Genomic DNA, 10,855 nt, shown 5'->3' with positions numbered 1-10,855 from the left:
GGTAGCTCCACACCACGCCAGGAGGTCCTCCCCATTTCAAGATCATCCAGCCGTGTCGCCGTCACCAACGTCCATGGTCAGTACAGCTAGTCGATCTTGCGGCCGACGCCGGCGTAGCACCACTGGCGGTCGGCGTCGGGCGGCAGGCTCTCGCCGGGGTCGGGCCGCCACAGGGCCAGCGTGGTCAGGCCCGGGTCGACCAGCTCGAAGCCGTCGAACAGGCGCAGCACGTCCGCGCGGCCGCGGAGGGTGATCTGCGAGGTGGCCGACTCGTAGGCCGCGGCGGCCTCCCGGACGCGGCCGTCGGTGTCGAAGTCGCCGGTCACATGGGTCACGGTCAGGTAGCTGCCGGGGGCCATGGCGTCGCGGAACCGGGCGACGATGCCGTGCGGGTCGTCGACGTCGTCGATGAAGTGCAGCACCGCGAGCATGAGCACGGCCACCGGCTGCTCCAGGTCGATGAGCCCGTGCAGCTCGGGGGCGGCGAGGATCTCCTCGGGGCGCCGGGCGTCGCCCTGGATGACGGCCACGCCGGGCCGTCCGGCCAGCAGCGCGCGCCCGTGGGTCAGCACCACCGGGTCGACGTCGACGTACACCACGCGGGAGTCGGGGGCGACCCCCTGGGCGATCTCGTGCACGTTGCCCTGGGTGGGCAGGCCGGAGCCGATGTCCAGGAACTGCCGGATGCCGGACGCGGCCAGAAAGCGCACGGCGCGGCCGAGGAAGGCGCGGTTCTGCCGCGCCATGTAGGGCGTGTCGGGCGCGCGACGCACGACCTCCGCGACGGCCTCTCGGTCGACGGCGTAGTTGTCCTTGCCGCCGAGGAGATAGTCGTACATGCGGGGGACGTTGGGCGTCCGCGGATCGACCGTGTCCAGAATCCTCTCCCGGTCTGCGCGACGGTGCTTTTCCGGAACTTCCGCCATGGCTCGCGAAATACCTGAGATCATGAAGCATAGCGATTCACTCGGAGGACCGAACACCGCGACCCCGACGTGGGAAACGGCCGCCGCCGCGGCTCCTGCGCCGCCCCGTCCCGACGGGCGGACGTCCCCCGGGACGCGCGCCGCCGGCCCCCACCGACCGGAGTCGCGCACGGGAGGAGCGTCATGCGACGAGGCGACGGCTTGGCGGAGATCCCCGGGCCGCCCGCGGACCAGGACGGCGCCGAGGCCGTCGTGGCGGCGGGCGGGCTGCACAACTACCAGCTGAAGCTGCACGCCGAGTACGGCCCGGTGGTGCGGTTCCCGCTGCCGGGCGTGGACCAGGCGGTGTCGGTGGCCGACCCCGTGCTGCTGGAGGCCACCGCGAAGATCAACAAGCGGCCGGACAAGCTGTTCGAGTTCCTGGCCCCGCTGCAGGAGTCGGGCAACCTGCAGACGATCCCCGCCGAGGAGCACATCCCGTGGCGCCGGGTGATGCTGTCGGTGCTGGCCGGACGCCCGTCCCACGAGGCGCACTTCGCCCGGTTCACCGCCCTGGCCTCCGAGCTGGCCGACCGGTGGGCCGAGCGCGCCGCCGACGGGCCGATCGCGCTCCAGCATGACCTGGCCGAGCTGTCGCTGCGCATGATCTGCCATTACGCGCTGGGCAGCGGCCTGGAGTCCGAGGAGACCGCCGGACGGGTCGTCGCGGCCTTCGAGACCGTGCTGACCGAATACCTGGAGCGGCAGTACCAGGGGGACGAGAAGGACCGCCGGCGCGCCGACGAGGCGCTCGCCTACCTGCGCTCCGTCGTCGACGGGGTGCTCGAGGCCCACCGGGCCCGCGGCGTCACGGACGGCGAGGCCGAGCGCAGCGACCTGGTGGCGGCCCTGTCGGCGGCGGGCCAGTCGCCCGCGCGCATCCGCGACACGGTGCTGATGACGATGCTGGCCGCCCACCACACCACCGGCGTCGCCATCTCCTGGACGCTGTACCTGCTGGCCAAGCACCCGGAGGCGGCCGAACGCGCCGCCGCCGAGGTCGACCGGGTGCTCGGCGACCGCGCCGTCCCCGAGTACGCCGACCTCAAGCGCCTGACGTACCTGGACATGGTCGTCCGCGAGACGATGCGGCTGTACCCGCCCGGGCCGTACGGCGCCCGCGAGGCCACCGAGGACATCACGCTCGGCGAGTACACCGTCCCGGCCGGAACGACCATTTTTTACCCGTTCTGGGCCGTTCACCTTAACCCTGAGTACTGGCCCGACCCCGAGAAGTTCGACCCCGAGCGCTTCACTCCCGAGGCGTCGGCGGGGCGGCCCCGGCTCGCCTACATCCCGTTCGGCATCGGGCCGCGCAGCTGCGAGGGCTCGACCCTCGCCATGGTGGAGGCCGAGCTCGTGCTGGCGATTCTGCTGAAGCGGTTCCGGTTCGAGCTGGCGCCGGGGCAGACGGTCACCCCGATCGAGCGCTTCGTCCTGTGGGCGAAGGAGGACATCCGCATGAACCTGACCCCGCGGGAGACCGCGCGGGCCTGACGCACGACGCGGGGCCGGGCGGAGGCTCCGCCCGGCCCCGGTCGCACGCGCGGTCACGGGAGGTCCGTGCTCACCGGACCCTCACGATCAGGGTCCGCGCTCACCGGACCCTCACGATCAGTACACGCTGACCCCGTACGCGCTGAGCGCCTCGGTCACGGGCTGGAAGAACGTCGTGCCGCCGGTCGTGCAGTTGCCGCTGCCGCCGGAGGTCAGACCGAGCGCGATCGAGCCGGAGAACAGCGGGCCGCCGCTGTCGCCGGGCTCGGCGCACACGTTGGTGCGGATGAGGCCCGACACCGTGCCCTCGGCGTAGCGGACGGTCTGGTTGAGCGCGGTGACCGTGCCGCTGCGCACGCCGGTGGTGCTGCCGCTGCGGCGGACCGACTGCCCGACGACGGCGTTGCCCGCGGAGGTGATGTCCTGGTACCCGCCGCCGTACAGGTACACGTCACCGGTCTTGGAGATCGAGCTGTTGGTGTAGCGCACGATGCCGTAGTCGTTGCCCGGGAAGCTGCTTCCCGCGCGGGTGCCCAGCACCGTGCTGCCGCTGGAGTTGGCGTACCAGGTCGCGCCGATGTTGGTGCAGTGCCCGGCGGTCAGGAAGTAGTAGGTGCTGCCGCTGCGGACGTTGAAGCCGAGCGAGCAGCGCCCGCCGGAGGCGTAGATGGCCTGGCCGCCCGCGATGAGGGGACGGAAGGTTCCGGAGACGTGCTCCAGCCGGACGGCGTCGCCGTGCTTGGCGGCGGCCTTGCGCACCGCGTCGAGCTTGGCGCCGGTGACCGAGTCGTCGTACGACAGCACGACCTTGTTGGTCACCGGGTCGACGGCCCACGCGGTGCCGGGCACCGTCACCGACTTCTCCAGGGACTTGGTGACGCGCTCGAGGGCGGCGCCGTCGCGGGCGACGGTGCGGGGGACGGCCCCGGCCGCGCGCACCTGCTCGGCGGACGCGGCGTCGGTGACCGTGACGACGAGCTTGCCGGTGCCCTGGTCGATGTAGGAGCCCGCCGACTTGGTGCCGAGCCGCTGCGACAGGGTGGTCGCGAGGCGTCCGGGATCCGGCTGGGCCTGCGGCGCCGCGGGCGCGGCGGGGGCGGCGCTCGCGGACGGGGCGGCGACCAGGGCGGTCGCCGCGGCGAGAACGGTTGCTCCGACGACAGTGGCGGGGTGGATGGGTCGCATCCTCACTGTGCCTCCCAACAGATCAGGACGCCTCCGGGTGAGGTGTCCTGAGTGACTTGGATCTTGCGGGCACCGGTTAACCCCGCACAAGACGAAGAAGTTGACCAATGATCTGACCGACTCTGGCAACACTGCGAAAATGCCGTGTCACCGCAAGGTCGTCATGCCGCTGCCTTGTCGGCACTTGACCGAGAAAGTCGCGACTTGGCCGGATGCGGTCACCTAGGACGGTGTTCGCCAAGATCGTCGGGTGCCCCTGGGAGGGGTCAGCGGCCGCCGCGGCGCAGGCTGCGCAGGAAGCGCCACAGCGAAGGACGCGCCGTCTCCCCGCCTCCGTCCGCTGCGGGCGCAGACGGGGCGGACGCCTCCGCCGGACGGGACGCGGGCGGCGCGGCCGGCACCGCGCCCTCGGCCAGCTCGTACTGCACCGGCAGCGACCGCAGCCCGCGCATCAGCGGCGAGGAGCGCCAGGGGAGCTGGTCGGCGGGCAGGGTCAGGGCGAGGCTGCTGAACCGGGTGAACAGCCGGCTGATGGCGATGGTGACGATGGTGGTGGCCAGTTCCCGGCCCAGGCACTCGTGCGGCCCGGCGCCCCAGGCCAGGTGCGCCCGGGAGCTGATCACCGAGTCGGAGTGCATGCTGCCGGCGAACGCCGGGTCGTGGTGCGCGGCCGCCACCGACAGGAACACCGGCTCGCCCGCGGCGATGGTGAAGTCGCCGAGCCGGGTGTCCACCGTCGGGCAGCGGAAGGTCAGGTTGGCCATGGGCGGGTTCACCATCGCGACCCGGTTCACCGTCTCGCGGAGCATGCCCATGGACAGGCTGTCGCGGGCGCCGGAGTCGGCGGTGATGACCTCGGCGATGGTGTTGCCGATCAGCACCCCGGTGTGGTCGCCGGTCACGCCCACCAGCATCATCAGCTCGCGCGACAGCTCGTCGACGGTCAGCTCGGGGTACGCGGCCAGCAGGTAGGACGGGAAGTCGTCGCCGGGACGGGCCATCTTGGCCGCGCCGAGCTCGCTCAGCGCGGCCAGCAGCCGCTCCAGCGCGGCGGCGGAGTCGGGGCCGGCGTCCAGCACCCGCCACATGTCCATGAGGACCTCGTCGCCGCGGCCGCTCTGGAAGCCGAGCAGGTGGTCGACGACCATGAGCGGGAGCGGCCGGGCGTACTGGGCGCACAGGTCGACCAAGCCGGTGCGGCCGCCCCCCTCGGTCATCACGTCGATCAGCTCGTCGGCGCTGCGGCTGATGGCGTCGCGCAGCTGCCGGCCCTGGGGGTGCGCGGCGTCCTGGAACGGCTTGAGCGCCTCGTAGTAGGCCGCCCGCAGCGACCGCAGCCGGTCCCCCTCCTGGAAGATCACATGGTTGACCTCCAGCGCGGGCAGCAGCGGCCAGTCGCGCGGCACCCGCCCCTCGGCCAGCGCGGTCCAGTCGCTCAGCCGCTTGCTCCAGATGCCGCGCTGGTTGCGCAGCACCTCCAGGACCTGCGAGTAGCCCAGGGCCAGCCACACCGGCACGCCCAGCAGGTCCACCGGCGCGACCGGCCCGTACTTGGCGCGCAGCCGCTCGTACACCAGCGAGGGCCGGGAGTCGTAGTCGCGGGTGAGGAGCGGTTCGACCGCCATCGTCTCCAGGGAACCGCCGCCGGAGGCGGTGAGCCGGTGGACTTCCATGGCATCCCCTCGCCTATGAGACCTGCGAGTGATCACTGTAGCGACAGCTACCGATCATGCAGGGTGATTTCGGCATGTGCCGCACTTGTCATGGCGTCCTGCGCAAACCGCAATCCCCAGGGGACGGCCGCCGACGCGCGACCGGTCACTCCAGCTCCGAGAGGTCCACCACCTGATCCTCGGGCGGGGCCTTGACGGCGACCGGCTCGTCGAAACCCGACAGGTCCAGGTAGCCCTTCGCCCCGATGTCCACGCGGAGCACGTAGGGCTCGCCCTCCGTCGCCACGTAGATCCGGCCCCCCGAACCCCGCAGCGTCAAGGCCGCCCGGCCGCCGATGCGCGACGTCCCCTCCACCTTGATCGAGGTGCCCGCTTCCTTCAGCGTCTCGGCGAGGAACTTCTTGCGGTCGCCGGTTTCGGCCAGTTCGCCGAACCCCTCCGCCGTGTCCTTCAGCCACATGCCGCCCAGAAGCTGCGGCGTGCCCTTGCCGGTCTTGCCCGCCTTGCCGGCCGCCGTCTTCCAGAAGGCGTCGTCGCCCTTGAAGTACACGACCGAGTCGATGCAGATGATGGACACGTGCCCGCCGTCCATGGTTATCTCTCCAGCCGCCCGCGTCCGGCCGTCAAACCGCAGGTCTACATCGCCCCTCTCGCCGTCCTCTCTGATCTGGCCGCGCACGCGCAGCGAGCGCGCCGCGAGCGTCGCCGCGCGGGCGCGGGCCAGGATCTGCGCGGGACGCAACCGCTCGACGCCGTTCGCCGTGGCGGTCGCCGTGGCGCTCGGCGAGGGCGAAACCGAAGTGGTGGACGCCTCGGCCTCGCCCCCGCTCGCCCTGCCCCCATCGGCCGGTTCGCAACCGGTGAGGACGAGCACAGCCCCCGTCAGAAGGGCCGAGACGACGCCCATGTGCCTACGCATCAGAGGTCTCCCATGCATGGTCGGGCGCCCGACCGTCGATGCGCGACGGGTCACTCCAGCTTCGAGATGTCCACCACCTGATCCTTGGGCGGGGCCTTGACGGTGACCGGCTCGTCGAAAGCCGACAAATCCACGCGGCCGTCCGCTCCGCCGTCCAGGCGGAGCAGATAGGGCTCGCCCTCCGTCGCCACGTAGATCCGGACCCCCACGCCGCGCAGCACCAGGGCCGCCCGGCCGTCGATGCGCGACGTCCCGCCCGCTTTGATCAAGGGGCCGGTGTCCTTCAGCATCTCGGCGAGGAACTCCTTGCGATCGAAGAAGCCGGCCAGCTCGGCGAGCTCCTTCTCCTTGGTAGTGACCTTCGCGTACTTGTCTCCCAGAAGCTGCGCCATGGCCTTGCCCTCGGCCTTGCCGCCGACCTCCATGTAGAGGGCCTCGTCGCCCTTGAAGTAGATGTCCCGGCCGAGGCGGATGATGGACATGCGCTGGCCGTTGAAGGTCATCTCTCCGGCCGCCCGCGTCCGACCGTCGTACCGCAGGTCGAGACCCAGCTTCTGGCCGCCATCCCTCATCCGGCCGTGCACGCGCAGCGAGCGCGCCGCGAGCGTCGCCGCGCGGGCGCGGGCCAGGATCTGCGCGGGACGCAACCGCTCGACGCCGTTCGCCGTGGCGGTCGCCGTGGCGCTCGGCGAGGGCGAAACCGAAGTCGGTGGACGCCTCGGCCTCGCCCCCGCTCGCCCTGTCCCCATCGGCCGGTTCGCAACCGGTGAGGACGAGCACAGCCCCCGTCAGAAGGGCCGAGACGACGCCCATGTGCCTACGCATCAGAGGTCTCCCATGGTCGGGTCCGTCACGACTGCAAACTCCAGGGGACGCCCGGCCGCCGATGCGCGACGCGGTCATACCAGCCCCGAGATGTCCACCACCTGATCCTTGGGCGGGGCCTTGACGGTGACCGGCTCGTCGAAAGCCGACAAATCCACGCGGGCGTCGGCCCCGCCGTCCAGGCGGAGCAGATAGGGCTCGCCCTCCGTCGCCACGTAGATCCGGCCTCCCGAACCCCGCAGCGCCAAGGCCGCCCGGCCGCCGATGCGCGACGTCCCGTCCGCCTTGGTCAAGGCGCCGACGTCCTTCAGCATCTCGGCGAGGAGCTTCTTGCGGTCGCCGATTTCGGCCAGTTCGCCGAACCCCTCGACCTTGGTGGTGGCCTTCAGCCACTTGCCCGCCAGAAGCTGCACCGCGCCCTTGCCGGCCACCGCCTTCCAGAAGGCGTCGTCGCCCTTGAAGTACACGACCGAGCCGGTGCGGATGATGGACGCGCGCTGGCCGTTCATGGTCACCTCACCGGTCGCCCGCGTCCGGCCGTCGAACCGCAGGTCTAGACTGATCTTCTCGCCGTCCTGCTTGACCCGGCCGTGCACGCGCAGCGAGCGCGCCGCGAGCGTCGCCGCGCGGGCGCGGGCCAGGATCTGCGCGGGACGCAACCGCTCGACGCCGTTCGCCGTGGCGGTCGCCGTGGCGCTCGGCGAGGGCGAAACCGAAGTGGTGGACGCCTCGGCCTCGCCCCCGCTCGTCCTGCCCCCGTCGGCCGGTTCGCAGCCGGTGAGGACGAGCACGGCCCCAGTCAGAAGGGCCGAGACGACACCCATGTGCCTTCGCATCAGAGGTCTCCCATGGTCGGGTCCGTCACGACACCGGGCCGGTGTCGCAGCGGAGACGTTATGCGGTCGCCTCTGCGAGGCCACTGTCGTTACGCTGCGGTCGCTGCGGGGCGACTGCCGCGGGGCTGCGATCCCACTGCCGCAGCGGTGGTACCTGGAGGAATGTCGGTGGCAGACAAGCCCGTGACCGCGCCGTCGCTGCGGTTCGAGATCCTGGGGCGGCTGCGGGTCTGGCGGGACGACGAGGAGCTCGACCTGGGGCCGGCCAAACAGCGCGCGGTGCTGGGCGTGCTGCTGCTGAACGCCAACCGGCCGGTCTCCACGGACGCGATCGTGGACGCGGTCTGGGGCGACGATCCGCCCGACAACGGAGCCAACGTCGTGCAGAAGTACGTGGCCGGCCTGCGCCGCGTGCTGGAGCCCGACCGTTCCCCGCGCAGCCCCGGACGGCTGATCACCCTGACGCCCGCGGGGTACGCGCTGCACGTCCCGCCGGAGGACCTGGACGCCGAGGCGTTCCAGCGCGACGTCCGGCGGGCCTTGGCCGTGCGCGGCGACGACCCCGCGCAGGCCGCCGTCATGCTGCGCGCCGCCCTGGCGATGTGGCGGGACACGGTGCTGGCCGGGCTGACCGGTCCGGTGTTCGACGCGGCCCGCGAACGGTACGCGGAAGAACGCGCGGCCGCCCTGGAGGCCTGCATAGAGATCGAGCTGGACCAGGGACGGCACGCGGAGCTGGTCCCCGAGCTGATCCGTCTGGTGGCCGACTTCCCGCTCCGCGAGCAGCTGCGCTACCTGCTCATGCTCGCGCTCTACCGGTGCGGCAGGCAGGCCGAGGCCCTGGCCGCCTACCGCGACGCCCGCGAGTTCTTCATCGACGAGTTCGGGGTCGAGCCCGGCGACCGCCTGCAGCAGCTCCATCTGCGCATCCTGCGCGCGGACCCCGCGCTGGCGGCTCCCGCGGCGGCCGACGCGCCGCCCGCTTCCGCACCCTCCGCGCCGCCCGCGTCCGCACCGTCGGCGGCGCAGGCGCACGCCGCGCCCTTCGCGCAGATCCCGCCGGCGCAGATCCCGCCGGCACAGGTCCCTTTCGTACAGATCCCGTACGCACAGGTTCCGTACGCACAGGTTCCGTACGCACCGGTCCCCTTCGCGCCGTACCCGTCGGCGTCGCTCTCGCCTTTCGTCCTCGCCGCGGGGCCGACGCCGTACCCGTACCGCCGGACGCCGTTGTGGAAGCGGCTGATCCTGCTGGCGATTCCACCGCTCACCTTCGGCACGGGCACCTGTGCGCTGGTCGCCTACTACGCGGGACGCCGCCGCAGCCGCTTCCTCTGGCTGGCGGCGACCGGCTACCTCCTGCTGAGCATCACGTTCTGGGCCATCATGGGCACGGCCGATGAGGAGGGGAACACGCCGTACGGCGTCCCCGCGGCCATCTCCTTCATCGCGACCGTCTTCGGCGGCATGGTGCACCTGGCGCTGCTGACCGACGCGCCCGCACCCGAGGTCGCGGCCGTCCCGCCTCCGGCGGTGGTGGAGATGATCGAACGGCGGGCGCGCCGCGAACAGGCCCGCGTCCTGGTCGGCCGCCATCCCGACGTGGCCCGGGAACTGCGCATCGGGCGGCCGGACCTGCCGCGGACGTTCGACGACGGCGGGCTCGTCGACCTCAACGCCGTGCCCGAGCACGTCCTCGCGGGACTGCCCGGCGTCGACCCCTACCACGCCAAGCTGATCGTGACAGTGCGGGAGACGCAGGGCCCGTTCGCCTCCCCGGAGGACCTCATCATCCGCGGCCTGCTTCCGGCCACGGTGGTCCGCGCGCTCGCCGAGGTCCTCGTCGCCGTCCCGGTGTCCACCCCCGTGCCCGAACCCTGATCCCCGCACGGGCGGCGGCCGTCGGGCTCGGCCGTACCCGAATGAACGTCCCGCGCGAAAATGGCAGCCCGTGGCGGCGATTACAGAATGCGCACACGCATATCCGCTGCGCGACCGATCGGCGTCGGTGTCCCGAATCCCCTGGCCCGAACCTCCGTCTCAGGTCGCAGAGTATTTCGCTGGCGGCGTACGCAGGAAGGTTCAGTGAACCACAAGGGGTTGAATGCGGGGTACGCACTCCTAAGGGGAGGAAGCCCCTCCTTGAGGGAACCGGCGCCCGAGGAGCGACGAGATGTTCGAGAGGTTCACCGACCGCGCGCGGCGGGTTGTCGTCCTGGCTCAGGAGGAGGCCAGGATGCTCAACCACAACTACATCGGCACCGAGCACATTCTGCTTGGCTTGATCCACGAGGGTGAGGGGGTCGCGGCCAAGGCGCTGGAGTCGTTGGGGATCAGTCTGGAGGCGGTGCGGCAGCAGGTCGAGGAGATCATCGGCCAGGGTCAGCAGGCGCCGTCGGGGCACATCCCGTTCACTCCGCGTGCCAAGAAGGTGCTGGAGCTGTCGCTGCGTGAGGCGTTGCAGCTGGGGCACAACTACATCGGCACCGAGCACATCCTGCTGGGTTTGATCCGTGAGGGCGAGGGTGTGGCCGCTCAGGTGCTGGTGAAGCTGGGCGCCGACCTGAACCGTGTGCGTCAGCAGGTCATCCAGCTCCTGCACGGCTACCAAGGCAAGGAGCCCGCGGGCGCGGGCGGCGCCAGCGAACCCGCCCCCGCGACGTCGGCGGTCCTCGACCAGTTCGGTCGGAATCTGACGCAGGCGGCGCGTGAGGGCAAGTTGGACCCGGTGATCGGTCGTGACAAGGAGATCGAGCGGGTCATGCAGGTGCTGTCGCGGCGGACGAAGAACAATCCGGTGCTGGTCGGTGAGCCGGGTGTCGGTAAGACCGCGGTGGTGGAGGGGCTGGCGCAGAAGATCGTCAAGGGCGAGGTGCCCGAGACGTTGAAGGACAAGCAGCTGTACACCCTGGATTTGGGTGCGCTGGTGGCGGGGTCGCGGTATCGCGGTGATTT

At 71.4% G+C, this 10,855-nt stretch carries 9 protein-coding genes; 3 read left to right on the top strand and 6 right to left on the bottom strand.

Annotated elements, in window-relative coordinates:
• Positions 1-86: 86 nt before the first annotated feature.
• A complete protein-coding gene (locus AR3_RS27550; protein ID WP_083952145.1) occupies positions 87-926 on the bottom strand; it encodes an SAM-dependent methyltransferase in 840 nt (279 codons plus the stop codon).
• Positions 927-1,109: 183 nt separating this feature from the next.
• Here AR3_RS27550 and AR3_RS27545 point away from each other — a divergent pair, with 183 nt between their 5' ends.
• On the top strand, positions 1,110-2,462 hold the full coding sequence (locus AR3_RS27545) for a cytochrome P450 (protein WP_067918349.1): 1,353 nt from the start codon (positions 1,110-1,112) through the stop codon (positions 2,460-2,462).
• 117 nt (positions 2,463-2,579) lie between these two features.
• Here AR3_RS27545 and AR3_RS27540 read toward each other — a convergent pair whose 3' ends face one another.
• From AR3_RS27540 to AR3_RS27520, 5 genes are all read right to left on the bottom strand, one after another.
• Entirely contained in the window at positions 2,580-3,647 is a 1,068-nt protein-coding gene (locus AR3_RS27540) for a S1 family peptidase (RefSeq protein ID WP_067918347.1), read from the bottom strand.
• A gap of 266 nt (positions 3,648-3,913) precedes the next feature.
• The gene (locus AR3_RS27535; RefSeq protein WP_067918345.1) at positions 3,914-5,320 is read right to left on the bottom strand and encodes a cytochrome P450; all 1,407 of its coding nucleotides are present in this window, start codon (positions 5,318-5,320) and stop codon (positions 3,914-3,916) included.
• A gap of 145 nt (positions 5,321-5,465) precedes the next feature.
• Positions 5,466-6,227: a hypothetical protein gene (locus AR3_RS30925; protein WP_157406804.1), complete on the bottom strand. Its 762-nt coding sequence runs from the start codon at positions 6,225-6,227 to the stop codon at positions 5,466-5,468.
• A gap of 62 nt (positions 6,228-6,289) precedes the next feature.
• On the bottom strand, positions 6,290-6,886 hold the full coding sequence (locus AR3_RS27525) for a hypothetical protein (RefSeq protein WP_067918341.1): 597 nt from the start codon (positions 6,884-6,886) through the stop codon (positions 6,290-6,292).
• Positions 6,887-7,138: 252 nt separating this feature from the next.
• On the bottom strand, positions 7,139-7,900 hold the full coding sequence (locus AR3_RS27520) for a hypothetical protein (RefSeq protein WP_146150408.1): 762 nt from the start codon (positions 7,898-7,900) through the stop codon (positions 7,139-7,141).
• A 168-nt stretch (positions 7,901-8,068) separates the two neighbouring features.
• Between AR3_RS27520 and AR3_RS27515 the strand changes: the two genes are divergently transcribed.
• Together AR3_RS27515 and AR3_RS27510 are read left to right on the top strand one after the other, a co-directional pair.
• On the top strand, positions 8,069-9,781 hold the full coding sequence (locus AR3_RS27515) for an AfsR/SARP family transcriptional regulator (protein ID WP_169803905.1): 1,713 nt from the start codon (positions 8,069-8,071) through the stop codon (positions 9,779-9,781).
• 292 nt (positions 9,782-10,073) lie between these two features.
• Positions 10,074-10,855: Clp protease N-terminal domain-containing protein (locus AR3_RS27510; RefSeq protein ID WP_281179294.1), on the top strand; the 782-nt coding region annotated here is incomplete at its 3' end.

It is taken from the genome of Actinomadura rubrobrunea NBRC 15275 (genome assembly GCF_001552235.1).
Taxonomy (GTDB): domain Bacteria; phylum Actinomycetota; class Actinomycetes; order Streptosporangiales; family Streptosporangiaceae; genus Spirillospora; species Spirillospora viridilutea.
This window is presented reverse-complemented; position numbering and strand designations above follow the sequence as displayed.

Coding starts and splice junctions, on each gene's coding strand:
- AR3_RS27535 (WP_067918345.1), bottom strand. CDS start 5,320: ATGGAAGTCCACCGGCTCACCGCCTCCGGCGGCGGTTCCCTGGAGACG.
- AR3_RS27545 (WP_067918349.1), top strand. CDS start 1,110: ATGCGACGAGGCGACGGCTTGGCGGAGATCCCCGGGCCGCCCGCGGAC.
- AR3_RS27550 (WP_083952145.1), bottom strand. CDS start 926: ATGGCGGAAGTTCCGGAAAAGCACCGTCGCGCAGACCGGGAGAGGATT.
- AR3_RS27540 (WP_067918347.1), bottom strand. CDS start 3,647: ATGCGACCCATCCACCCCGCCACTGTCGTCGGAGCAACCGTTCTCGCC.
- AR3_RS30925 (WP_157406804.1), bottom strand. CDS start 6,227: ATGGGCGTCGTCTCGGCCCTTCTGACGGGGGCTGTGCTCGTCCTCACC.
- AR3_RS27520 (WP_146150408.1), bottom strand. CDS start 7,900: ATGCGAAGGCACATGGGTGTCGTCTCGGCCCTTCTGACTGGGGCCGTG.